This is a genomic window from Streptomyces sp. NBC_00683 (assembly GCF_036226745.1).
Taxonomy (GTDB): domain Bacteria; phylum Actinomycetota; class Actinomycetes; order Streptomycetales; family Streptomycetaceae; genus Streptomyces.
Genome location: NZ_CP109013.1, coordinates 2,108,939 through 2,133,145, shown reverse-complemented (window position 1 = coordinate 2,133,145; position 24,207 = coordinate 2,108,939). Strand labels below are relative to the sequence as shown.

General features: G+C 69.9%; 22 protein-coding genes. 10 read left to right on the top strand and 12 right to left on the bottom strand.

All coding sequences use genetic code 11. The features are described 5' to 3' along the window. Positions 1-232 precede the first annotated feature (232 nt). On the bottom strand, positions 233-1,372 hold the full coding sequence (locus OG257_RS09345; RefSeq protein ID WP_329214995.1) for a hypothetical protein: 1,140 nt from the start codon (positions 1,370-1,372) through the stop codon (positions 233-235). A 208-nt stretch (positions 1,373-1,580) separates the two neighbouring features. Continuing rightward, positions 1,581-2,051 (bottom strand): hypothetical protein, encoded by a 471-nt coding sequence (locus tag OG257_RS09340; RefSeq protein ID WP_329206430.1) that lies wholly within the window; start codon positions 2,049-2,051, stop codon positions 1,581-1,583. Positions 2,052-2,098: 47 nt separating this feature from the next. Here OG257_RS09340 and OG257_RS09335 point away from each other — a divergent pair, with 47 nt between their 5' ends. Then, a complete protein-coding gene (locus OG257_RS09335; RefSeq protein WP_329206429.1) occupies positions 2,099-2,536 on the top strand; it encodes a hypothetical protein in 438 nt (145 codons plus the stop codon). Positions 2,537-2,669: 133 nt separating this feature from the next. Here OG257_RS09335 and OG257_RS09330 read toward each other — a convergent pair whose 3' ends face one another. After that, positions 2,670-3,566 (bottom strand): helix-turn-helix transcriptional regulator, encoded by an 897-nt coding sequence (locus OG257_RS09330; RefSeq protein WP_329206427.1) that lies wholly within the window; start codon positions 3,564-3,566, stop codon positions 2,670-2,672. A 261-nt stretch (positions 3,567-3,827) separates the two neighbouring features. Between OG257_RS09330 and OG257_RS09325 the strand changes: the two genes are divergently transcribed. The 6 genes from OG257_RS09325 (at position 3,828) to OG257_RS09300 (ending at position 8,686) form a co-directional block, all read left to right on the top strand. Continuing rightward, positions 3,828-4,844 (top strand): zinc-dependent alcohol dehydrogenase family protein, encoded by a 1,017-nt coding sequence (locus tag OG257_RS09325; protein ID WP_329206426.1) that lies wholly within the window; start codon positions 3,828-3,830, stop codon positions 4,842-4,844. A 24-nt stretch (positions 4,845-4,868) separates the two neighbouring features. Further along, entirely contained in the window at positions 4,869-5,279 is a 411-nt protein-coding gene (locus OG257_RS09320) for a (R)-mandelonitrile lyase (protein ID WP_329206425.1), read from the top strand. Between the two features lie 72 nt (positions 5,280-5,351). Further along, positions 5,352-6,035: an SDR family NAD(P)-dependent oxidoreductase gene (locus tag OG257_RS09315; protein ID WP_329206423.1), complete on the top strand. Its 684-nt coding sequence runs from the start codon at positions 5,352-5,354 to the stop codon at positions 6,033-6,035. Next, complete coding sequence (locus tag OG257_RS09310; RefSeq protein ID WP_329206422.1) at positions 6,032-6,577, top strand: cyclophilin-like fold protein; 546 nt, start codon at positions 6,032-6,034, stop codon at positions 6,575-6,577. Before OG257_RS09315 ends, OG257_RS09310 begins: the two co-directional genes overlap by 4 nt. 47 nt (positions 6,578-6,624) lie before the next feature. Continuing rightward, on the top strand, positions 6,625-7,881 hold the full coding sequence (locus OG257_RS09305) for an MFS transporter (RefSeq protein ID WP_329206420.1): 1,257 nt from the start codon (positions 6,625-6,627) through the stop codon (positions 7,879-7,881). Between the two features lie 37 nt (positions 7,882-7,918). Further along, positions 7,919-8,686 (top strand): SDR family NAD(P)-dependent oxidoreductase, encoded by a 768-nt coding sequence (locus tag OG257_RS09300; protein ID WP_329206418.1) that lies wholly within the window; start codon positions 7,919-7,921, stop codon positions 8,684-8,686. Positions 8,687-8,774: 88 nt separating this feature from the next. Here OG257_RS09300 and OG257_RS09295 read toward each other — a convergent pair whose 3' ends face one another. Beyond that, positions 8,775-9,821, bottom strand: a complete 1,047-nt coding sequence (locus OG257_RS09295) for an NUDIX domain-containing protein (RefSeq protein WP_329206416.1) — start codon at positions 9,819-9,821, stop codon at positions 8,775-8,777. Between the two features lie 174 nt (positions 9,822-9,995). Here OG257_RS09295 and OG257_RS09290 point away from each other — a divergent pair, with 174 nt between their 5' ends. Next, positions 9,996-10,148 (top strand): hypothetical protein, encoded by a 153-nt coding sequence (locus OG257_RS09290; RefSeq protein WP_329206415.1) that lies wholly within the window; start codon positions 9,996-9,998, stop codon positions 10,146-10,148. A gap of 19 nt (positions 10,149-10,167) precedes the next feature. Here OG257_RS09290 and OG257_RS09285 read toward each other — a convergent pair whose 3' ends face one another. Then, entirely contained in the window at positions 10,168-11,112 is a 945-nt protein-coding gene (locus OG257_RS09285; RefSeq protein ID WP_329206413.1) for an NUDIX hydrolase, read from the bottom strand. A 643-nt stretch (positions 11,113-11,755) separates the two neighbouring features. Here OG257_RS09285 and OG257_RS09280 point away from each other — a divergent pair. Then, positions 11,756-13,456 (top strand): serine/threonine-protein kinase, encoded by a 1,701-nt coding sequence (locus OG257_RS09280; protein WP_329206412.1) that lies wholly within the window; start codon positions 11,756-11,758, stop codon positions 13,454-13,456. Next, positions 13,453-15,153, top strand: coding sequence for a serine/threonine-protein kinase (locus OG257_RS09275; protein ID WP_329206411.1), 1,701 nt, complete (start codon positions 13,453-13,455; stop codon positions 15,151-15,153). The genes OG257_RS09280 and OG257_RS09275 overlap by 4 nt, the downstream gene beginning before the upstream one ends. Before the next feature lie 412 nt (positions 15,154-15,565). Here OG257_RS09275 and OG257_RS09270 read toward each other — a convergent pair whose 3' ends face one another. Genes OG257_RS09270 through OG257_RS09240 form a run of 7 tightly spaced genes read right to left on the bottom strand, consistent with a single transcriptional unit; the run spans position 15,566 to position 24,183 of the window. After that, positions 15,566-17,308 carry an ABC transporter ATP-binding protein gene (locus OG257_RS09270; protein WP_329206409.1) on the bottom strand — a complete coding sequence of 581 codons (1,743 nt, stop codon included), beginning with the start codon at positions 17,306-17,308 and terminating at the stop codon, positions 15,566-15,568. Next, the gene (locus OG257_RS09265) at positions 17,305-19,065 is read right to left on the bottom strand and encodes an ABC transporter ATP-binding protein (protein WP_329206408.1); all 1,761 of its coding nucleotides are present in this window, start codon (positions 19,063-19,065) and stop codon (positions 17,305-17,307) included. Before OG257_RS09265 ends, OG257_RS09270 begins: the two co-directional genes overlap by 4 nt. Continuing rightward, positions 19,062-20,258, bottom strand: coding sequence for an alpha/beta hydrolase (locus OG257_RS09260; protein WP_329206406.1), 1,197 nt, complete (start codon positions 20,256-20,258; stop codon positions 19,062-19,064). The genes OG257_RS09265 and OG257_RS09260 overlap by 4 nt, the downstream gene beginning before the upstream one ends. Next, a complete protein-coding gene (locus OG257_RS09255) occupies positions 20,251-21,105 on the bottom strand; it encodes an ABC transporter ATP-binding protein (protein WP_329206404.1) in 855 nt (284 codons plus the stop codon). The genes OG257_RS09260 and OG257_RS09255 overlap by 8 nt, the downstream gene beginning before the upstream one ends. After that, the gene (locus OG257_RS09250; RefSeq protein WP_329206403.1) at positions 21,102-22,160 is read right to left on the bottom strand and encodes a FecCD family ABC transporter permease; all 1,059 of its coding nucleotides are present in this window, start codon (positions 22,158-22,160) and stop codon (positions 21,102-21,104) included. The genes OG257_RS09255 and OG257_RS09250 overlap by 4 nt, the downstream gene beginning before the upstream one ends. Further along, positions 22,157-23,200, bottom strand: coding sequence for a FecCD family ABC transporter permease (locus tag OG257_RS09245; RefSeq protein WP_329206402.1), 1,044 nt, complete (start codon positions 23,198-23,200; stop codon positions 22,157-22,159). Before OG257_RS09245 ends, OG257_RS09250 begins: the two co-directional genes overlap by 4 nt. Further along, a complete protein-coding gene (locus OG257_RS09240; protein WP_329206400.1) occupies positions 23,197-24,183 on the bottom strand; it encodes an ABC transporter substrate-binding protein in 987 nt (328 codons plus the stop codon). Before OG257_RS09240 ends, OG257_RS09245 begins: the two co-directional genes overlap by 4 nt. Between the last annotated feature and the right edge of the window lie 24 nt (positions 24,184-24,207).

Genomic DNA, 24,207 nt, shown 5'->3' with positions numbered 1-24,207 from the left:
TGGTTCGGGCGTCGGCCAAAGAGGCCGGGCTCCTGAAACGCAGCTCTTCGGATCCTTCGACCCCACGGTCTATCTGTTTCAGTCCGGACGCGCCGAACAGTGTCTGGCATCCTCTGCGCTGCGCGGCCGCCGCATCCGCATCTGTTTCACCCGTCGTTTCCGAGCAGGCGCTCACTCCGAGAGCCAAGGAGCACATCAGGAGGAGGCGGGCAGGTGTAAGTGTCCTCATACGTCACCAGCCCCGGGCGTCGTCGGTGTCGCTGAGCTTTCCGCCCGTGTCGTACGCTTCAGCGGCTTTGTCCCTCAGCTCGCGGACCTCGCCGCTCTCCATATTGTGTGCCTCCACGTAGTTGAGGAGGGGCCCCATCGCGTTCTGCCGCCCCTCAGCCTTGGCCTTGTCGATGCCCTGGGCCGCTTCGTCATGGTTCTCGAACTCGTGGTCCTTGAGCCACTGCATGGTTTCGTTGCCGAATTGCGTGGTTGCGGCGCCGCCGACGGTCTCGATGGCCAGAGGAACGGCGACCACGGCTACCGCTCCAGCAGGAACTATCGCCGCCGTCGTGACGCCCACCGCAGCGCCGATCGTGGCCTCGGCGGCGAAGTCACGCCAAGCGCCCTGTTGCTCCAACTTCAGGTTACGTGCTGTCTTTTCGTCCCCGAATTCCTTGCCTATGGCCTCGATCCGCGACTCGTCCAGCATGCCGTGCATCTTGGCACTGTGCAGGCCGGCCGCGACAGCGGAGTCGGTGTCGTTGCCCTGGGCCGTCATGAGGCTCGCCCCATAGACCTGTTGGGCCACGGAGAGAGTCGCGTGCGATTCCTCGTCGGCTCCCAGGGCCCGCATGAACTGCATGCTGCTCGTCTCACCGAAATCGCGCAGACGATGGGCGTCCTTCCCGAACAACCCGTCCCGGTCCACAAGATCGCCACTACCGCCCGTGTTGTCCATGGTGTAGTTCAAGCTGTCGATGTGCCCTGCCGCCATGGTGGCCAGACTTTCGCGGATTCCGTCCTGCTTCTCGATCGTGTCGGCGGTCTTGTAGTGGTCGACCACCTTCTCCATGAGTTCGGTCCGCTCGTCGCGAGCCGCGTTCTGTGCCTCGGAGCCCAGCTCAGGGATCGATGGAGGCGAGGCGTCGTACGGGCGCCCGAGGGTCGCCGACTCCAGGGCGTGCCCGAGGTTCGTGTAGCCGGTCGTCTTGCCGTCGCCGTCGAGCGGCCAGGTGCGGGCGTCCTTACCGTCCTTGTCGACCAGGTAATCCCAGTTGCTCACGGTGTCCAGATCATCCTTGGCGCCTTGGCCGGACGAGCCGTTGAAGAAGCCGAGGGATGCCTCGGGGTTGTGTCCCAGCGCCTCCATGAAGCCGGCGATCGGGTCGTTGTCCGGCTTGTTGGCGTTCGGAGGGTAATCGAGCTGAGCCGTGTGGCCCGGGTTGTCTACAGGTGTTCGGAAAGGGCTGGCGGGAGGCCACGGCCCGGGACGTGGAGGCGTTCAAGGACTGGCGCCTGACCGATGTACGTAATGACGACCGGATCAAGGCAGCCAGCTTCGACAGGGACCGTGCCGCTCTGAACACCTTCTACACCTGGGCGTTCGGGAAGTACGGGGTCCAGAACCCGGTGTCCGGGGTCGCCCTGGCATCGAACTCCGGCGGCCGTTCTGGACAGGGGGTCGGTACCGTCGCCGCACCGCCGGCGCAGCCACCTTCCTCGGCCGCACCGTACGCGCGCAGGCCAGCGTCAAACGGCTCCTCGAACAGAGCGACACCGACATTCATCACGGCGAAGCCATGACCTGCGTCCATCGTGCCGAAACCGCCGAGTGCCGCAAGGAGAAGCTGCTGCTCGGCCTTCCCGCCGATGATGGGCCCGACGAATCGCTGTGTCACAGCACCTGCGCAACCCTCGCCTACACCGACCGGGACATCGCCGATCACCGCATGCGACTGCTCGTCCTGGAAACCGAGGCTCGTGACCCAATGACTCCACGTCCGCGTCGGGACCGAGCTTCCGCACAAGCGGCGCAGATCTGCGCGGTGATCGAGCGGCACGAGGCGTCACGTCCGGAAGTTACGCACATGGAAGGCGGTCGGGTCGCATGACGCGGAAGAACCGAGACCGGGAAGCCGAGCGTCAGGAAATACGCGCCGCCGCAGAACGCCTTCTGGCTGGGACACCCCTACGCTCGCCCGTCGGAAAGCTCACGGGGACCGAGTTGATCGCCGAGTGTGGGCTACGGCGCGACGTCGTCTACGGCGATCACAAAGAGCTTGTGGATGAGTTCCGGGCACGGGCCAAGGCGCAGAATTTCACCCCGCAGGTCGTCCAGGACATGGCCGACGAGAACACCGCGCTGCGCGAGGCCCTGGCGAAGATCAAGACGGATCTCGCAGCGGAGCGCGAACGGGTTCGCGCCCTGGTACGTGCCGCCACCGAGCTGTCCCTGGAGCTGGAGCAGGCCCGCGAAGAACTCGCAGCGGCTCAGCAGGTCACCCGGCTTCCGGGCCCGCGAGAAACCAGACGAGTGCCCGAATGAAGCTGGGCACCTCCCATGAACACCGCCACTAGAGGACCGCAAAGTGACGCTCGTCGTCGACCAGATCCGCGCCGAGCACCATGAGAGGTGACCACCATGATTCTTTGTGGCCCAGCTGCCCGGTGTGGTGTCGCTACCGGCCCGCGTTCTTTGTGGTGGAGGGGCTGTCGCTGTTCTGGGTGGCAGCCCAGGAGGCGAGCAGGCGCAGTCCTTCTTCGGAGGGCGAGCCGGGTTCGGCGGTGTAGATGGTGAGGGTGAGGCCGGGTTCGGCGGCCATTTCCAGGCCCTCGAAGGCGAGGGTGAGCCCTCCGACGGCCGGGTGGTGGAAGCGTTTGGTGCCGGTGCCGTGGTGACGGACGTTGTGGGCGCCCCAGCGGGTGCGGAATTCCTCGCTGCGGGTGGACAGCTCGCCGACGAGGTCGTGCAGGTCCTTGTCGTGCGGATTTCGCCCGGCTTCGGTGCGCAGGATGGCCACGGCGACGTCAGCGAAGAGGTCCCAGTCGGGGTAGAAGCGGCGCGAGGCGGGGTCGAGGAAGTTGAAGCGGGCCAGGTTCGCCTGGTTGCCGGGGGCGGCGTAGACGTCGGCGTAGAAGGCGCGGGCGAGCGGGTTGGCGGCCAGGATGCCCATGCGGCCGTTGCGGACGAACGCAGGACCTGCGGTGATGGCGTCCAAGGTCCATTGCAGGCTGCGGTGCGGCCGCCACTGGTCCTTCGTACGCCGTCGGCGGGGGCGGTTGAGGACGTCCGATCCGTCGGCGGCCTGGGCCAGGTTCAGCAGGTGGGCGCGTTCGGCGTCATCGAGCTGAAGGGCCCGGGCGAGAGCTTCCAGGACGGACGGTGAGACGCCGGCGAGGTTGCCGCGTTCGAGCTTGGCGTAGTACTCGACGCTCATGTCGGCCAGGGCAGCGACCTCGCTTCTGCGAAGGCCGGGAACCCGGCGTCGGGGGCCTGCCGGCAGTCCGGCCTGCTCGGGGGTGATCTTGGCTCGCCGCGAGGTGAGGAACTCGCGGACCTCCTCGCGGTTGTCCATACCTTCGACGGTACGGCCTGCCCGGGATGGGAGGGATGTACTGCTGGTACACCCCTCGTCAGTGACTCGCTGTCCGCGCGGGATGCGGGTTACCTGGTTGACGTGGCGCTCGCCGTCCGCCCGTCACAGCGGGCAGGCCGGGCGCCGGGCCTCGGGGCCCGCAGGCGGCGGAATCGCTGTCTGCGCCGGGGCTCACCCATTCGGTGGCCTGCCGGAACCCCCCTGGCGTCGGCAGGCTTCAACAGGCAAGGAGCCTTCCTCATGCGCGGAGCAGTGATCCACGCCCCCGGTGACATCCGGTTCGAGACCGTGGACAACGCCAAGATCCTCAAGCCGACCGACGCCGTCATCCGGACGGCCGTGACCTGCGTGTGCGGTTCCGACCTATGGCCCTATCGCGGTGCGGAGCCGACGGAGCACGCACATCCCATGGGCCACGAGTACATCGGCTTCGTCGAGGAGGTCGGATCCGCGGTCACCTCGGTGAAGCCGGGCCAGTTCGTCGTCGGCTCGTTCGCCACCTCGGACAACACCTGCGCGAACTGTCGCAACGGCTTCCAGTCGAACTGCCTGAATCGCGAGTTCATGTCCACCTGCCAGGCCGAGTATGTCCGCATTCCCAACGCCCAGGGCACCCTGGTCGCCACCGAGGACGTGCCGGGCGAGGATCTGTGGCCCGGTCTGCTTGCCGTGTCCGACGTCATGGGCACCGGCTGGTGGGCCGCGGACGCCGCCGAGGTGAGGCCCGGCTCGACCGCCGTGGTCGTCGGCGACGGCGCGGTCGGCCTGTGCGGCGTGATCGCGGCCAAGGAGCTGGGCGCGGAGCGCATCATCGCCATGTCACGGCACGCCTCCCGCCAGAAGCTGGCGCGCGAGTTCGGCGCCACCGACATCGTCACCGAGCGCGGTGAGGAAGGTGTCGCCCGGATCAAGGAGCTGACCGGCGGGATCGGTGCCGACTCGGTCCTGGAGTGCGTCGGCACCGCTCAGGCCATGAGCCAGGCCCTGCACTCCGCCCGGCCCGGCGGCAACGTCGGCTTCGTCGGCGTCCCCCATGAGGTCGCTGTCGACGGGCAGGAACTGTTCTTCTCCCACGTCGGCCTGCGCGGCGGCCCCGCCCCCGTACGCCGCTACCTCCCCGACCTGATCGACCGCGTCCTTCAGGGCCGGATTGACCCGGGCAAGGTCTTCGACCTCACCCTGCCCCTGGAGCAGGTCGCCGAGGGCTACAAGGCAATGGACGAGCGCCGTGCGATCAAAACCCTCCTCAAGCCCTGACCCCCTACCGCACAAGGAGCAACCGTGCAGATCACCCGCAGCTCGATCGACACCGTCAAGGGCCCGGCAGACTGGTTCACGGGCGACGTCTACATCGACCCCGTCGCCGCCGCGCCCGCCCCGTCCCGGGTCACCGCGTCCCTGGTTCACTTCATGCCCGGCGCCCGCACCCACTGGCACCGCCACCCCTTGGGCCAGACCGTCTTCGTCACCGAAGGCGTCGGCCTGTGCCAGCGCCGCGGTGGCCCGGTGGAAGTCATCCGGCCCGGTGACCGCGTCCTGTTCGAAGCCGACGAGGAGCACTGGCACGGCGCCGCCCCGAATCGGCTCATGGTCCACCTGGCCATCAATGAGGGCGACGACACCCACGACATCGTGCACTGGCTGAACCCCGTCACCGACGAGGAATACACCGCCACCCCGGCCACCGGCTGAACCCCGGCGCACACCACTCTTTCCCCGGCCTTGATGCGGCCACCCCCACCCACGTCGTTGAGGAGAACTCCCGTGACCACCTTCGCTCTTGTTGGTGCCGGCCCCGGTCTGGGGCTGGCTGCCGCCCGTCGCTTCGGCCAAGCGGGCCACCGCGTCGCCCTCCTCTCGCGCAGCGCCCAGCACCAGGACAACCTGGCAGCTGAACTGGCCAGGGACAACATCCACGCCCGCGGCTTCACCGCCGACGTCCTGGACCCCGCCTCCCTCACCGCAGCCCTGCAAGAGGCCGCGGACACACTGGGGCCCGTCGAGATCCTCCAGTTCAGCCCGGTACCCCGCAGCGACTTCATGAAGCCGGTCCTGGACACCACCGCGGCCGACCTGGACGACCCGCTGGCCTTCTCCGTCAAGGGGCCACTCACCTGCGTGAACACCGTTCTGCCCGGGATGCGGGAGCTCGGGCGGGGCACGCTGCTGTTCGTCAACGGCGGCAGCGCGGTACGCCCGAAGGCCAGCGTGGCCGGGACCTCGATCGCGTTCGCAGCCGAGAGCGCGTACGCGCAGATGCTCCACACCACCCTCGCCCCCGAGAGCATCCACGTCACACAGCTCATCGTGCCCGGGGCGATCAGCCCCGGCTCCGCGACCTCCAGCCCCGAGGCCCTCGCTGACCTGTTGTACGGCCTGCACAACGACCGCAAGGGCTTCCGCCACTACGCCGAGCCCATGCCCGACCCGCAGGACGGCACCCCATGACCTTCACCTTTCGCCGGGCCCTGACTGCCACCGCCGCCACCGGCGTGCTGCTGCTGGCTGCGACCGCCTGCTCCGACGACTCGTCCGCCGAGCAGCCTCCCTCCACCACCTCCGTCTCGTCGTCCGCCCCGGCGTCCGGGGAGCCGCCGACCTCGGCGTCCGCGAGCCCGTCCGGATCAGACAGGAGCACTCCGATGGACATCCGCGTCACCATCGACGGCCAAGAGGTCGAGGCGACCCTGAACGACAGCCCCGCCGCCCGCGACCTGGCCTCCCTCCTCCCGCTCACCCTGGACCTGAAGGACTTCCACGGGACCGAGCGGATCGCCGACCCGCCCAGGAAACTGACCACCGAGAACGCGCCCGTACCGCAGGCGCCGAAGACCGGAGACCTCACCTACTACGCCCCCTGGGGCAACCTCGCCATCTTCTACAAGGACGGCCCCTCCGCCTCCTCCGATCTACTGGTCCTCGGTCACATCAACGCCGACGCCGACCAGCTGTCCGGGGCCGACCGGATCACCATCGAGGCCGCCTCCTGACCCCGCCCACCAGCCCCACCCCTCCTCGTACGGGAAGAAGTTTTCACATGCCCTCCGCCACCGGGTCCGCCCCCGGCAAGCTGCCCTTCGTCGTCTGGGTGCTCGCCGCCGGCACTTTCCTGATGGGCACCACCGAGTTCGTCATCGCCGGACTGCTGCCCGAGATGGCCGCCGACCTGAACGTCAGCGTTTCCCACGCCGGTCTCCTGATCACCGCGTTCGCCGTCGGGATGATCGTTGGCGGGCCCACGATGGCCATGGCCACCCTGCGCCTGTCTCAGCGTCACACCCTCATCGGCGCCCTTGCCGTCTTCGCCCTCGGGCACGCGATCGCGGCCTTGAGCACCTCCTTCACCGTGGTGCTGAGCGCCCGGGTGGTGACCGCTCTGGCCACCGGCGCGTTCTGGGCCGTCGGCTTCGTGATCGCCACCACCGCAGCGGGCCCGGCGCGGTCCACGCGGGCGGTCGGCGTCATGATGGGCGGCCTCACCCTGGCCAACGTGATCGGTGTGCCGATCGGCTCGTTCGTCGGCCACTACACCGGCTGGCGCGGCCCGTTCTGGGCGCTCGCCGCCCTCGCCGTGCTGGCCGCCGCGTTCGTCGGCCGGTTCATCCCCCGCACCGAGCAGCGGGCCGAGGTCTCGGTGCGCGCCGAGGTCCGGACCCTTCGCCAGGGGCGGCTGTGGCTGGCGCTCGGCGCGGCCGTGCTGATCATGGGCGGGGTTCTGGCGACGTACACGTACATCACGCCGCTGCTGACCGACCGGGCGGGCATCCCGGCCGGTGCCGTGCCGCTGGTGCTGATCGCCTTCGGGATCGGTGCGCTGGGCGGCACCGCGATCGGTGGCCGTCTCGGGGACCACCGCCCGATGGTTACGACGATCACCGCGTCGGCGGCGACCTCCCTCATCCTGCTGGCCCTGATCCCCGCCTCCGACAGCCCGGTGGCCGCTGTGGTCCTGGTGTTCGGTATGGCGCTGGCCGGGTTCACCGTCAACCCGGTCGTCACCTCCCTCGCCGTCCGCTTCGCAGGCGACGCCCCCACCCTCGCCTCTGCACTGACCACCTCCGGCTACAACACCGGCATCGCCGTCGGCTCCCTCGCAGCGGGCCACGCGCTGGACTCCTCGCTCGGCCTGACCGGCCCGGCCCTGGTCGGCGCGGTCTTCGCCGCGCTCACCCTGCTGCCCCTGATCGCCCTTGCACTGCGCGGCACCACCGGCCCCTCCCGGATCGTCGCCCACCACACCACCGACACCGAACACCCGCGAACCGCGGACGCCACCGCGACGTCCGCGCGCTGAACTTCACGCCCGTACACCTTCGTTGGGAGCCACCGTCATGAACCCCACGTACGACTTCACCGGCCAGGTCGCCTTCGTCACCGGCGCCTCCTCCGGCATGGGCCTGGCCACCGCCCGCGCCTTCGCCGAAGCCGGGGCCGCCGTCGCCCTCGCCGACATCAACGAGGACGCCGTCAACGCCGCCGTCAAGCAGCTCACCGACGACGGGCACCAGGTCCTCGCCCTGGTCTGCGATGTCACCGACGAGGACCAGGTCGCCGCCGCCGTCGACCGCACCGTGGAGACGTTCGGGCGGCTCGACATGGCCTACAACAACGCCGGGATCATGCCCCCGCCCACCGACGCCGCCGACGAGAGCGCCGAGCAGTTCGACCGCGTCCAGGGCATCAACCTCCGGGGCATCTGGGCAAGCGTGAAGCACGAACTGCGCCACATGCGCACCCAGGGCAGCGGCACGATCGTCAACTGCTCCTCCCTCGGCGGCCTCGTCGGCAACCCCGGCCGCGCCGCCTACCACGCGTCCAAACACGGCGTCATCGGCCTCACCAAGAGCGTCGCCCTCGAATACGGCTCCCGCGGCGTCCGGATCAACGCCGTCTGCCCCGGCACCATCAGTACCCCCATGGTCGACGCCATGGTCGAAGGCGGGGAACTCGACCGCCACCAGGCCGAAGCAGGCCAGGCCATCGACCGGCTCGGCACCGCCGACGAGATCGCCCAGGCCGTCCTCTGGCTCTGCAGCGACGGCGCCAGCTACGTCACCGGCATCGCCCTGCCCGTCGACGGCGGCTACGTCGCCCAATAGCCACCCCGCCATCCCGCCGCATGCCCCGCAGCCGACTACCTCGTTGAACAAGGCAGGGCGACAGCCTCAATCCCGACAAGTGACTTGCCTAATGAAGGAGTTGGAAGTCGCCGTGGGTCTCCACCCACTCCAGTGGTGGCAGGTCCGCCACCCGCCGTACGAGCTCGCGGACGAAGGCCTCGTCACCGGACACGAGATGAGGTCGCGCCGCGGCGAGGTGCCGATCGGCCTTCACAACAGCCGGCCCACTGCCTACAGGAGCGTTGCGCGACGGAGCGCTCTCATGAATGCGACGGGCGAGCGCGCCGATCCGACGAAACACCAGGGGGCGTCCGGGCACCGCAGTGAGCACGACGGCCCGCAGCCCTTCATCGGCTGCCACCAGACGGGGTACGGCACGGCCCAGCGACGAGGCCCAGGTCCGGTACGCCCGGACCTCCCTCTGGTGGAAGCGATCGTTCTGGTGGACCTTGACGAACCACGCACCTCCCTCGGCGCCGTGCGCCCGCCACACCCGGCTGCTCTCCCGCGACCAGGAGACGTCTGTCCAGGCGGCGATGTGCCCGACGGCCTGCTCGGTGAACTCCCGCAGCCGTGTGTCCGGTCCGGACGTGCCGACCGCCGGCACGGGGCGACGCCGGTCGAGGGCAGCGTCGTAGGCGATCGGGTCGGTGGGCTCCTGGAAGTGCACGGCCATCATCTGGCCGGACCGGTAGGTGTCCAGCCCGGCCCGGCAGTACGCGACCATCGGATTCGGCAGGGCTTCCAGCGGAAACCAGCCCATCGCGTCGCACACCTCCGGCTCACGGACGCCGGGCGTGCCCTGCCAGGTGAGCACCTCGAAGAACATCCCGGTCCTGGACCGGCCACCGGGGCCGCGGTGGTGCACGGCGACCGCGAAGCGAACCTCCGCCGCGTCGATGCACACGCCGGCCTCTTCCGACGCCTCGCGGATCAGGGCGCCGACGACGTCCTTATGCGGTCCGTCGAGATGTCCGGAGACCAGGTGCCAATGGCCGGAGGCGTAGACGTCTCCGGCGCGGCGGGACAATAGGACCTCCGCGCCGGCTTCCCCGTCGCGGCGCAGAATCAGGTGGACGTCGATCGGTTCCCGGTGCCGCTGCTGCCCGCTCACGCTGCGCTCCTGAGCCTGCGGGCCAGCAGCACGGTGAACACCGCTCCCTCTCGCAGCACTCCGTCCCCGCTGTGGACGAGGCCGAGCCACTCCTCCCGGTCGTCCGCATGGGAACCCGTCGGGCAGGCGCCATTCGATCGGCTCGGTCTCCGGGCCGCTGGTTCGGACGTAGGCGTGTGGCAGCAGGACTTCCCGGCGCACGACCAGGAGGGCCTCGCGCAGTCGGGGGTCGGTGAGCACACCGTCACCTTCGAGGTGGGCGACCATCTCCTGCCGGGCGTTCCCGATCCGGTCACCGAGCGACTCACTGGGCCCGGAGTGGACTGAGGGTGGGGGGAGGGCCATGTCAGCGGGTCCTCCGCGCCACCGGGGTACTCAAGTCGTCCCACCCGAGTTCGGTGTACGTGGTGCCGGCGCGGATGCCGTCGATCGCGGCACGGGTGTAGGCGACCGTCACCTCCGGCAGGCTGTCCAGCGGCCACCATGTCCAGGCCGTGCACTTGTCGGGCTCCAGGACCTCCGGTTCGCCCGTCCACCGGGATGGTGCGAAGAACAACTGGATGCGGGGCTCGGCGTCCTGGTGGTCGTCGAGCAGATGCACGGTGTGCACGAGCTGAAGGTCGGCCGGGTCGATCATGAGCCCCGCTTCCTCGTACGCCTCACGGACCAGGCACGCACGTACGCTTTCCCGTTCGACGTGCCCCGCGAGTGCGTGCCAGGCGCCGCCTGCGAACGCCACGTCAGGGTGCCGCCGACCGAGAAGGGTGATGCCGTCGCGCTCGAGGAACAGGTGTGCGCCGATCACGTTCTTCACCGCTCCGGCTCCACCGTGGCCGCCGGCCGGGCGCGGCACGGGTACGGGCGAAACGGGTCGTTCGGCGTGATGGGACTTGATCGCCGCGTGGGCCCACGGGCACATGGAGAGCTGGTCCATGGTGGCTAGGCCGAACCAGGCGAACATGATTCCTTCGGACACCGGCAGTGAACGGGCATCCCCGTCCCAGCAGGCCGTGTAGAGGTGGATGTTCCCCTCGGCGACGTATGGGCCGTGAGCCGTCGTGGTGGTGTACGGAGTTACTTCGGGAAGGGCGAGACCAGTCTCTTCGAGGATCTCGCGGGCCATCGCCTCGTCCAGGCTCTCGCCTTCCTCCGGGGCCCCTCCGACCAGCGACCAGGTACCCGCGTCGCAGATCGGTTTGTGCGCGTCGCGCAGATGCAGAAGGTACTGGCCACGGCTGTTGACGATGATCACGGCTGTGCTGGCTGTGCTGGTCGTTCGCGCAGTGGACAAAGGGCTCACCTTCAGTGGGTCGCAGAGATCGAGGAGTCAGCGGAGGAAGGGGGCGGGGCGAAGCGTTCCTGGGCGTCTCCGGCTGGCCAGCCGTGCAGCGTGCGGACGGGGGCGGACTCGTCCGTGACGATGGAGTCATGCAGCGTGTCGAGGACGTGTACCGGGATATATCCGCGCCCAGGGCCAGCTTCCTGCACGAGCCGTGTGAGTGTGCCGAGTTCAGTAGCTGTCATCCGTCCGCGTGATCCCGGGTGCTGCAGAAAGTGCCGAGCGGCGCCGACGTGCTGCTCGAGTTCCTCGGCAGCAGCCGGTGGTGTGGGCTCATCCCGGAGTTCGGCGAAGTGGTTCGGAACGGCTCGAAGAAGAGCTGCTTGCTCACGTCGAGACTGGGGCCGGCACAGTCCGGTCCCTCCCTGTGGCGATCCGTCAGATCGTGGCCGAACTGTCAACGGCTGGCCACGCTCCATGGACGGGCTCACCGTGCCAGGCGTTACTACGGCGATATGTGCGTTGTTCCGGTGGCGCGCCCGAAAGTGCTCGGGTTCTCTGCGCTGAGGTGCACATCCTGAGGAGAAACTGAGCGCACACAGAGCGGATCGCGCAGTCGTACTATCCTGATCGACGATCGGGGGGCTGTTCGGCCATGAGTTTTTCGGAACTGCTGGAACCGCAGCGGACAGGGCCGTTCAGAACGGTCGCCGTGCTCGGCGAGGGCGGGATGGGCCGGGTCCTTCTCGGTGTCTCGCCGGACGGACGGCTGGTCGCCGTCAAGCAGGTGCATGCCGATCTGGCCGACGACGACGGGTTCCGCGCCCGGTTCCGGCGCGAAGTGGCAGTCTCGCGCCGAGTGTCCGGCGCCTACACCGCGCCGGTCCTCGACGCCGATGCCGATGCCCCCGTCCCCTGGCTGGCCTCGGCCTTCGTACCGGGCCCCTCGCTGAGCCAGGCGCTGGAGGTGGTGAGGGCGCTACCCGTCCCGTCCGTACGGCAGTTGGCCGCGGGACTGGCGCAGGCACTGGCCGACATCCACCGCGCCGGGCTGATCCACCGCGATCTCAAGCCGTCGAACGTGCTGCTCGCCGAGGACGGCGTACGGGTCATCGACTTCGGCATCGCACGGGCGACCGAGGGTCAGACCGCACTCACCCACGCCGGAGCGGTGCTGGGGTCGCCGCCGTTCATGTCGCCGGAACAGGTGCACGGGCGCGCGCCGACGCCCGCGAGTGACGTCTTCTCGCTCGGTGCCACCCTGTTCACGGCTTGCACCGGACTGCCACCGTTCCACGCTGACTCGGTGCCCGGAATCCTCTACAAGGTCGCGCACTCCGAACCCGACCTGAGTGCCCTCCCGCCGGAGCTGCACAAGATCATCGCCCCGTGTCTGTCCAAGAACGAGGAGGACCGCCCGACCCCAGGAGAGCTGCTGGCGCTCATCGGCGCCGTCGCCCCGACGACGCGCCCCTGGCCCGCGGAGGTCCACCGGATCACCGCCGCGCAGCGGACCGAGATCGACAGGCTGTTCAGCCGGCCGGACACCACCACCAGCACCGCCCCGGCACCGCGCACCCCGCCGCCCCCGCCCAGCTTCACCCCTCCCGCCGTCCCGCCTGCCTCTCCCCTCGGCGCCGGACCCGCCGGGGAGCCCGGCTCGTCACGGCGCCGCCGAGTCCTCCGGCTCGTTGCCGGAGGCGTTCTGGTGGTGGCCGCCGTGACGGCGGCGGCGTTGCTGTTGCCGGAGGGGGAGGAACCGAAAGGGAAGCCCATCGCCTCGGCCACCGCCCCGGAGCAGAAGCCGGAACCGGACACGACCTGGGCTGTCCCGACTCCGGGTACCACGCCGCTGTCGAAGGTCCCGGACAAGCACCCGGCGGATCTGCCGAACTGCGCGAAGGGCAGCAGCCCGGTGCGGGCGCCCTCCCAGTTCGATGCCCCGGAAGGGCCGGACAATGCGGAAAGAATGGTCTCCTCCCGCGACGACGGATCCGAAGGCGCCGCCTCCTTGATGAGCTGGTGCACATGGCACTCCCGCAGTGGCGACGAGATCAACGTGTCCTGGAGGCGCTTCGGGTCCGACCCCGAGGACGGGACCGGGGCCGAGCAGGCCAAGACCTACTTCGAAGGCTTTTTCTACCCGGGCAGCGGTCGGCGTGAGGACGTGGGCATCGGCGAGGAAGCGCTGTGGGTGACCGACAACGGCACGGACGCGAGCTGTGTGCTCCACGTACGGGACGTCAACCTCGTAGTGATCGTTGACGTCTCGGGCAGCACCTACCCGTCGGGCACGTGCGAGGAAATGACCACCGACCTAGCGGGAGACGCGTTGAGCGCGGTGCCGTCCCGATGAAGCCTCTGAGTACCTCCGACCCTGGTGCGGCCGGCCCCTACCGACTGCACGCCGAGCTCGGCCGCGGCGGCATGGGCAGGGTGCTGCTCGGCACCGGGGCCGACGGCCGGATCGTCGCGGTCAAGCAGGTACATGCCCGCCTCGCGGCCGACGAGGGCTTCCGCACCCGGTTCCGGCGGGAGGTGGCCGCTTCCCGCAAGGTATCCGGCGCCTTCACTGCACCGGTCCTCGACGCCGACCCGGACGCGGCCACCCCCTGGCTCGCCTCGGCCTTCGTCGCCGGCCCGTCGCTTGGAGCGGCGGTGGTGGCGGCCGGGTCGCTGCCCCCGGAGGACGTGCGAAGGCTCGCTGCCGGTCTCGCGGCGGCGCTGACGGCAATCCACCGGGCGGGTCTCGTCCACCGCGACCTCAAACCGGAGAACGTCCTGCTGGCCGAGGACGGCGCGCGGGTCATCGACTTCGGGATCGCACGGGTCGTCGACGGCGTCGGCGGGACGGCCCTGACGCAGACGGACCTCGTCATCGGCTCGCCCCCGTTCATGTCGCCGGAGCAGGCCGAAGGCCGCGAACCGACCGCTTCGGGCGACGTGTTCTCCCTCGGCTCCGTGCTCGTGCTCGCGGCCACGGGAAGCAGCCCCTTCGCGGGCGCTTCGACGGCCCAGTCGTTGTACAACGTCGTCCACACGGAGCCCGATCTGACGGCCGTGCCGGCCGAGTTGCGGCGGATCATCGAGCTCTGCCTCGCCAAGGACCCGGCGGCCCGCCCCACCCCGGCACAGTTCCAGGAGTTCATCGGGCCCGTCGCGCACTCCGTCCGGCCGTGGCCTTCGGCCGTGCACCGCATGATCGAGGACCAGCGGGCGAGCATCGACCGGCTGCTGAACGGCCACGAGCGCACGGTGGTGTCCGCCCCTCTGCCGTCGAACGCTCTGGCCTCGGCGCCTACGCAGACCGCGGCACGGCCCGCCCCTCCTGCACCACCGCCGGGCCGGCCGGGCATCAAGGTCCTCGCGGCGCTCGTGACGGCCGGCGTGCTCGCCCTGGCCGGGGCTGGAGCCGGGGTGTACGCACTGACGTCCGGGGACGGCGAGACCTCCGATCGACGGGGCGGCTCTTCGTCGGACGCCGCTGAGGGCGGGGCTTCCCCGGCCGCCGATCCGGGGGACGGCGGCGAACCATCAACGGGCGCCGAGCAGCGGCCGGATACGTACACGAAGGTGCCGCTCTGCGCGGAGGCGGCCAAGAACCTTCCGCTGACGGGCCGGGACGAGGACTCGGACCGCTACCAGGAGTCCGGCGACCGGGCGTCGAACGCCTGCTGGTGGTACGGCAGTTACGAGGAGGGCGGCGCCCGCTACCGCGACGAATCGCCGCACGCCTTCGTGGAGTGGGACATCAAGAGGTCGTCGAGCAGTTCCTCCGGCCCCACCGACAACGGGACCTTCTTCCAGCGCCAGATCTTCGACACGAGGGCGAAGGAGGGCAAGCGCGAACCGGCGCTCGGCTTCGGCGACGCGGCCTACTGGCGCGACCTCAACAACCCCACCGAAGCCCCCGAAACCAACTGCTCGCTGATCGTCCTCAACGGCAACCTCTCGGTGCGAGTGGACCTAGGCGGTGACGAACACCCTCCGGCACGCTGCGAGGCGGACGCCAAGAAGATCGCCGCGGCCGCGATCGCTGCCATGCCCGATTGAGGAGGTACGCGGGGCGTGACTGTGCGGTCCTGCGGCCCACGCCCCGCCGGTGTGCCTGGTGGAGCGGATACGTGCGTTGCACAAGGTGCAGCAGAACAACAGTGATCAGTGGAGGGCTGTGATGGTAGGCATCCGCAGGTCAGCTGGCATGTTGTGGTGTCGTGCCCCCTTGTCCCCAAGGGGGCACGACACCACGCCGGTCAGATGTCGCGCAAGAGAGACCAGTGAACGGTGACCTGTCGCGATGCGTGACTTATGGGCGCTGACCTGTGCGAATGACCTTTCGGCTGTTTCACGTTCGTGCTGCTTGATGGGGCCGGAAGTCCCAGAAATGTCCCAGGGGACTTCCACGGCTGACGGGTGCCTTTCGTATCTATTCGGCTCGGCGAATCCTGGCCTGGTCATGCTGTTGTCACCGAGCGGCCTCCCAGGCGGTCCACAACCCGGCGTACACACCACCGGCATCAACCAGCTCCCCGTGGGTGCCGGTCTCGATGATCCGGCCGCGCTCCATCACCATGATCCGGTCGCAGGTTGCTGCTTGGGAGAGACGGTGCGCGACTACGACTGCGGTGCGCCCGGCGAGGACGGCATCAGCAGCGCGGTCGAGCAGTCCGGCGTAGGTGGAGCCGGCCTCGGCGGTCGCTTCGTCAAGGATCACCAGATCAGCGTCGGCGAGCAGCAGGCGGGCGAGGGCGAGTTGCTGCGCCTGTGCGTCGGTGAGCGGGTGTCCGCCGACACCCAGCAGGGTGTCCAACCGGTCGGGGAGGACATCGAGGATCGATGAGGCGCCGGTGGCTTCCAGCGCTGCATGGAGGTCGCGGTCGGTGGCCCCGGGCGCGGCGAGGGTGAGGTTGTCGCGCAGGGTGCCCGCGAAGACGTGGACCTCCTGGGTGATCATCGCGGTACGGCTGGGGCGAGTCACCCTCCCGGCATCAGGTAGGTGGGTGCCGGCGACCACGCCGGCGAGCGTGGTCTTGCCTGCCCCGGACACGCCGACGACGGCCACGCGCTGACCGGACGGGATGGTGAGGGTGATGGCGTCGAGCACCCGTGGCCCCTCGCCGTAACGGAATGAGACCTCGTCGAGCTGTATGGCGGTGCTCGCGGCCTGCGCTGGGACATCCGACGAGCTGAACGGAATCGTGACGACCCCGATCATGCGGCTCAGCGATGCGAGGGCGGACTGGAGGGTGTCGATGACCAGCAGCAGCTGGTTGACCGGTCCGAGCAGGCGTAGCACGAGCAGCATGGCGGTGGTGGCGCCGCCGACGGTCGATGCGTTGTGGTCGATGAGGACGAAGCCGACGACGAGTACAGCGGCCAGGCTCAGGCACTCCCCGAGGTTGAGCCGGGCATTGAGCATGCTCAGCACGGTGCGTGCGCGTAGCGACTGCCTCGCGACCCGCCAGGAGTCCGTCATCACAGCCCGGTGTCGTTGCTCGGCGAGCCCGAAGCCGAGCACGGTGGCGTAGCCGCGCTGGGACTCGAGGATCTGCTGGGCACGCGCGCTCATCGCCGTGCGCTCGGCGCGGTAGACCCCCAGTCCGATGCGCAGGTACCACCGCACGGCCAGCACGTAGACCGGCAGTACGACGGCGAAGGCGGCCGCGTAGGGCCATTCCAGTGCCGCGAGCCCGCCCAGCGACACGACGATGGTGAAGGCGGTGACGGTGAGCACCGGGATCACGGCGGGGGCGGCGTCGGCGACCGCGGTGACGTCGTCGCTGGACCGGGATATCAGGTCTCCGGTGCCGGCGCGCTCGACGAGGTGCTGTGGGAGCGTCATGGCGCGGCTCACGAGCTGCTCGCGCAGCGCGGCGAGGATGGAGTGGTAGACGCGGGTGGCGAGCACGATCGTCAGCGCGGTGCCCGCAGCACCGAGGACTGCCGAGAGCGCCATGACGACCGTGGCCGTCAGCACTGTGGCGAGGTCCGCGGTGCCGGCCTGCACGCGGTCGACGAGGAATCCGATCGCCACGGAAACGGTCAGGTCGACGCCGGTGCTGACGATCCCCAGCACCCCGGTCGCGGCGAGCCGGAGCCGGTACCCGCGGCTGAGCCGCCACAGCTCCCTGGCCGTCTCGCGGCCGCTCGCGACCGGCAGCCCGGCATCGGAAGCCGCGGACTCGGGTACGGCGTAAGTGCCGCTCACTGTGCCGTCCTTGAGGTCGCGGGTACGTTGTCAGGCAGCTCGACGACGCGGTCGCAGGCAGCGAGCAGCGCCGGGGTCGAGGCGATCAGCAGCGTCGAGCGGCCTGCCCGGACACCGCGCAGCCGGCCCGCGATCGTGTGCTCGGTGACCGAGTCGACCGCGGTGGTCGGGTCGTGCAGTACGAGCACCGGCGCGTCGCTCGCCAGGGCGCGGGCGAGCGCGAGCCGCTGGCGCTGGCCGCCCGAGAGCCGGTTGCCGCCCTCGCCGACCGGGACGTCGAGGTCGGCCGCGAAGTCGTCGCAAGCGGCGGCCCGCACCGCGGCGTCCACCCGCTCGGGCGCGCCCGCGAGCACGGCGATGTTGTCGCGAAGGGTACCGCTGAACAGCGTGGCGCGGTGCGGCGCGACGGTGACCCGGGAGCGGTACTCGACCGGGGAAAGTTCCCGCGCCTCGATCCCGTCGAGCCGCGCCTCGATCCCTCCCTCGGCCCGCGGGTCCAGCAGCGCCTCGACGACACGGGCGGCGGTCCGGTCGTCGGCGCGCACGCCCACGAGCTCGCCGGGCTCGACCCGGATCGTCACGCCGGGCCCGCAGATGCTTGGCACGACCACGTCCAGTTCCGGCAGCGCGGCAACCTCCCGCCGGGTCGCGTCATCGGGCCCGGCCGTCGACGTGGCGTTGTCCCGCAGCACGTCGAGGACACGCACGGACGAGGCGCGGGCGCCGGCGAGGTTGGGGACGGATGTGCTCGCGATCGCCTGGATCTGCGGCAGCAGTGCCTGGGCGAGGCCGACGGCGGTGATCAGCCCGCCGATGCTGAGCTGTCCGTCCACGGCGAACCAGCCCGCCAGTCCCACCACCGCGGCGACGAACGTGCCGCTGACCACGCCCGAGCCCACAAGGAACCTCCCCAACAGGCCCGCGTTGCGCCTGGCGCCGACAAGGGTCTCCTGGCTTGCCTGCCGGTACCGGCCGGTCGCCTCGGCCTCGGCACGCATCCCCTTGATCACCCGGTAGCCGGCGACCAGGTCCGTGGCCTTTCCGACCGTGGACGCCAGCAGCTCCTGGTACTCGCGGGTGTCCCGGGAGAGCCGCTCGCTGAGCACGCCCATCGACCAGACCGCGACCGGCGCCCCGAACAGCACTACGAGTCCGAGCAGCCAGTGCGTCGCGAGCAGCGACACCGCGATGAATCCGATGGCCGTGATCCTCGAGACCGGGATGATCGTCAGGATCACCGCGTTGGACAGGCGCGCGACGTCGCTCGTCATCACCGAGACCAACTTGCCGCCCGGCGCACGGGCGGTGCCGCCGACCGGGTGCAGCACGCCCGTGGAGAGGGTGCCGCGCAGTCGGTGCTGGAGTACCTGGACCGCATGGGCGGTCAGCCGCAGCGAGAGCCTCGCCGCCGACGTCAGCGCGACGTAGAGGGCCACCAGCACGCCGAGCCACAGGACCAGCTGTCCCTCGTCCCCGGTGGCAAGGGCCCGGTCGATCGCGAGTCCCATCACCACCGGGACCGCGGACTCGCCCACCTGCCAGACGATCGCGAGCAGCATCGCGGGAACGCTGATCCGCCTCACCGAGAAGATCACGCGCAGCAGGAACCGGCCCGGGGTGGTCCCCGGCCCGCACTCGAACGGCCGAACACCGAGCGGCTCGGCGGGAGCGAGCAGGAGCACCGGCAGCCGGCGGGTCAGCGGTCCTCGCCCCAGTCCCGCGGTGTCGGCGCCCGAGAAGCGCAAGGGGTTCCTCATGCCTGGCTCCGATCCCCGCTGGGGAGCGGGAAGCACCAGAGCAGGGCATCGGCGAACATTCCTCGCCACCATGCGTAGTCGTGTCCCCCGGCGAACTCTCTGTAGAGGGTGTCGTAGCCCTTCGAGGTGAGTACGTGGCCCAGCCAGCGGCTGTGGGTGTTCGAGCTCTCCAGCTCACCGACGTCGTGGAAGATGCGGACCGGTGCCGTTTCCGCGGCCAGGCAGTCGGCGATCAGTGTCGGTACGGGGGTGCGGCGCAGCAGCTCGCCCGCCCCGGTGCCCCACCTGAGGGCGGGGTGGTACCCGCACGACGGGGACTGGAGGATGGCGTTGCCGAACGCGGTCGGGTGGTGGAGCGCTGTCCAGCCGGCGCACAGACCGCCGAAGCTCTCGCCGGCCAGCGCGACGTCACCGGGGTCCCGCGAGAGCGGATACCGCTGGTGGAGCCACGGCAGCAGTTCCTGGACCAGCATCCGGGAGAACACCGGGTTGCAGAGCAGCTCCTTGTCGCGCTGCGGTGCGGGCTGGCCGACGAGGACCACCGCGCAGGGTCGGACCAGCCCCGCCCGGACCAGTGCGTCGCGAACGCTGGGCGCGCTGTGGTCCGGTGTCCCGTCCAGGTGGATCACGAAGGGCAGCGCGCTCTCGTCCGAGAACTCCCCCGGGGGCATCGAGACCCAGATGCGGCGTTCGTCCCCCAGGAACTCGCTCGCCAGCACGGCTGTCTCGACCGCCGGGGCGGGCCGTGCTTCGGCCTGGTCGAGCCAGGGCAACGGCAGCGCGTCGGGCAGCACTGCGACCGAGGCCCCGGAGAACCGCTCCACCGAGCACTCGGAGAACCTCGGTGGCGGGTTGAACGGGTCCGGGACCCGTGCGTCCTCACCCGTCGGACCACGTCGTGCGAACACGTACGAGAAGCGCAGGTCGGAACGCATCCGCAGGGTGAGGACGCGGAACGGCGTCCCCGCCACCGGGGCGAACTCCGTGCCGATCGGGTTGAAGCCGATCCGGGGGCCGATGACGACCGAGAGGGTGACCGTCGTGTCGTCTCCGGGCTCGTCGACGAACGTCACGTCCACCTCGTCCGCGGAGACCCGCTCAATCAGCGGTGCGCCCCTCTCCCGGAGGTGTCGTCGGAACCTCTCCGGGCTCCACTCACCGGTCGTCAGCTTCTCGACCAACGGATCAGGCATTTCTCGCACTTCCTGCGTCGGGGTTGCCGGCGGACCGTCGTCGCGTTCGTTCGCGGCCGAGGGGCACCACCTGGGGGCTACCGGCCACCGGATCGGGCACCACCAGGCAGCGCAGCCCGAACACCTCCTCGACCAGCTCGGCCGTGACGACCTCCTCCGGAGTGCCCTCGGCGACCACGGCGCCGTCCTTCATGGCGATCAGGTGGGTGCCGTACCGGGCGGCGTGGTTCAGGTCGTGCAGTACGGCGACCAGAGTGTGGCCGAGGTGGTGCAGGTCGGTGAACAGCTCCATCAGCTCGATCTGGTGGGTGATGTCGAGGAAGGTGGTCGGTTCATCGAGCAGCGTGATGTCGGTGTGCTGCGCGAGCGCCATCGCGACCCACACGCGCTGGCGCTGCCCGCCCGACAGCTCGTCCACCAGGCGCCCGGACAGGTCGGTGACCGAGGTCTGGTGCATCGCCCTGAGCACGGCCTGCTCGTCGTCCTCGGTCCACTGCCGGATGAACCCCTGGTGGGGGTACCGTCCCCGGGCCACGAGGTCGGCGACGGTGATCCCGTCCGGGGCGATCGAGGTCTGCGGCAGCACTCCGACCCGCCGCGCCACGTCTCTGGTCTTGTACGAGTGGATGTCGGCGCCGTCGAGGACGACCTGCCCGACCGACGGCTTCAGCAGTCGGGACAGGCTGCGCAGCAGGGTGGACTTGCCGCACGCGTTCGGGCCGACGACGACCGTGAACGACTCGTCGGGGATCGCCACCGAGAGGTGCTCGGAGATGGTCCGCCTGTCGTAGCCGATCGTCGCCGACTCCACGCGCAGGCGCGCGGTGCCGGGCGGGGTTGCGCTCACAGGCGTCTCCTGGCTTCGCTGAACAGCAGGTGTCCGAGGTAGCCGCCGCCGAGCACGACGGTGACGATGCCGACCGGCAGCGGGGTGGGGGCGACGTGCTGGGCGAGGTAGTCCGACGCCAGGCACAGCAGCGCCCCGACGAAGGCGGCGGGGGTGAGGGTGATCCCGGCGGTGCGGGCGAGCCGGCGTCCGATCTGCGGGGCGACCAGGGAGATGAACGCGATCGGCCCCGACGCGGCCGTGACCGTCGCGGTCAGTGCCACTGCCACCAGGATCAGGCCGAGGCGTACGGGCGCGACCCGTACCCCGTGCGAGGCGGCCGCGTCGTCACCCAGCTCCATCTGCCGCATCGGCCGGCTCAACATCCCGGCCAGCAGCAGGAGTACGGCGATGCAGGCGCCGCCGACGGCGACCTGGTCCCAGGACACGCCGTTGAGCGACCCGGCACCCCACGCTGCCGCGGACATCGCCTGGTCCAGGTCGGCCTTGAGGATCAGCCAGGTGTTGAGCGAGCTGAGCATCGCCGAGACGCCGATGCCGACGACGATCAGCCGGAACCCCTGCACCCCTCGCCGGTGCGCGAGCAGGTACACGGCCACGGCGGTGGCCATCCCGCCGAGCAACGCCCCGCCGACCAGCTGCACGTAGGTGCCGTTGACGACCAGGATCACGATCAGTGCGCCGGTGTAGGAGCCTTGGGAGAACCCGACGATGCCGGGGTCGGCGAGAGGGTTGCGCAACAGTGACTGGAAGACCGCCCCGCTCACACCCAGGGCCGCGCCGAACACCAGCGCCGCAACCACCCGCGGCAGCCGCCACTCGACCACGATGTCGCGGACGATGTCGGTCTCCCGGCCGGTCAGCGCGGAGAGCACCTGCCCGGGGCTCAGCGAGTACGAGCCGGTCATCAGCGCGAGGACCGCCGTGGCGGCGACCGCGAGCGCGAGCACCGCGCAGACGACGACCGAGCGCCACTGGAGACGTACCGCGATCCGCCGGCGCCTCAGCACCAGCACCCGCCGCCCGAGGTCCACCCGGGGGATGTGCGTGTTCATAGTCCGCTCGATTTCTTCCGACGCACCAGCGCGACGAGAACGGGGGCGCCGACGAAGGCGGTGACGACACCCACGGGGATCTCGCCGGGTCGCATCACGACGCGGCCGAGGATGTCGGAGACCAGCAGCAGGCTCGGGGCGAGGAGGATGCTGTAGGCGAAGATCCAGCGCTGGTCCGGGCCGACGATCCAGCGGGCCACGTGCGGCACCATGAGTCCGACGAATCCGATGGGTCCGGCGATCGCGGTGGCGCCGCCGGCGAGGAGGGTGAGCGCGGTCACCGCGAGCACACGGGTGCGTACCAGCCTGACCCCTTGGGCGACCGCCAACTCGTCGCCCAGAGCCAGGGCGTTGAGCGGGCCCGACACCGCGAAGGCCAGGACGAGTGCCACCGCGAGGAACGGCAGGATCGGCCACACGACGTCCAGCGGGCGACCCGCGATCGCCCCGGCGTTCCAGTTCCGCATCGCGTCGAAGGCGTCCGGGTCGGTCAACTGGAGCCCCTCCCTTGCGCCGCCGAACACGGCACCGACGCAGACCCCGGCGAGCACCATGACCACCGGTGAGTGGCCCTGCCGTGTCGACCCGAGGGCGAGCACCAGGAGCGTGACGACCAGCGCCCCCGCGAACGCGAACCACATGTAGCCCCGGACGTCGCGGACGCCGAGCAGGCCCACGGCGACCGTCACCGCGAAGGACGCACCGGCATGGACGCCAAGGACACCCGGTTCGGCCAGCGGGTTGCGGGTGAGCGCCTGGATCAACGCGCCCGACAGGCCGAGGGCGACGCCGACGACCAGACCCACGATCGTGCGCGGCAGCCGGAAGTCGCGGATCGCGAACTCGTCGATGTCGGCCGAGGAGTGGAACAGCGCGTCCCACACCGTTGACGGCGCGATCGACGTCGACCCGATCATGACGCTCAGCACCAGGAGGGCCGACAGCACCACCAGTGCGACGACCAGGCCGAGCAGGCGACGACGCGGTCCGGGCACCGTCTCGGTGCCCGGACCGTCCTGCCGAAGGGCGAGGGCTGTCACTGCTTGGCGGGGAGGGTCGCCAGTGCGCTGTCGAGCGAGTCAAGGTACTGGATGACGGGCCCGTACGAGTTGTTGCCGGGGCAGAAGACTCCCAGCGCTCGATCGGAGCGAACGGCGGGCAGCGCCTTCCAGGTGTTGGTCTTTACCACCGGCGCGAACGGCTCTGTCGGCCGGCCGTCCGCGTCCACGGGGTAGGTGACCACGTCGTACTTGGACAGTTCACCGATCTGCTCGAACGGCAGGGACTCGTAGGCCAGGGGGTCCTTGCCCTCGGCCGCCTCGGGGAGGTCCAGGCCGATGTCGTCCCGGGCGATCTCGGAGCAGCCGATGTCCGCGATGTAGAACGTTCCGGGATCGCTCCAGTCTCCGCGGGAGACGTCGACGAACGAGGTGTCCTTGATGATCTTGCCGTAGGTCTTCTGGATCTTGGCGACCTTGTTCTTGAACTCCGCCTTCTGCCGGCTGAGCGCGTCCGAGACGTTGCCGGCCTCCGCGATGGCGTCGGCGAAGGCCTTCCACTCGGTGTCGAGCCCCCAGTACACGGTCGGGGCGATCGCCCCGAGCTTCTTGCCGACCTTGTCCCAGTCATTCGAGTGGAACTGGACCAGGATGAGGTCCGGCTTGAGAGCGGCGAGCTTCTCGAGGTCCACCTCGCCACCGTTGCTGCCGATGATCTCGGCTGCCTCGTACGCGGTCCTCTGCTCCTTCGGCAGTACGTCGAGTTCGGAGTCGGACGCCTCGGTGACGCCCACCGGCTTGCCACCCAGATCGATGAACGGGAGGTTCGTGTTGCCGATGGTGACGATGCGCTCGGGGTCGGTCGGAACCTTGATGGTGCCGTTCTCGGCCTTGACGCTGCGGGTCTCGGCGGCCTTGTCGCCGGTGCCGTCGCCGTCACCGCCGCAGGCGGTGAGGACGAGCGACGCGCTCATCAGTGCGGCAGCAACGGCTGCGCCGCGTCTCATCAGGGGGGCGTTGCTCATGGGTGTTCTCTTCTTCTCGGTGTG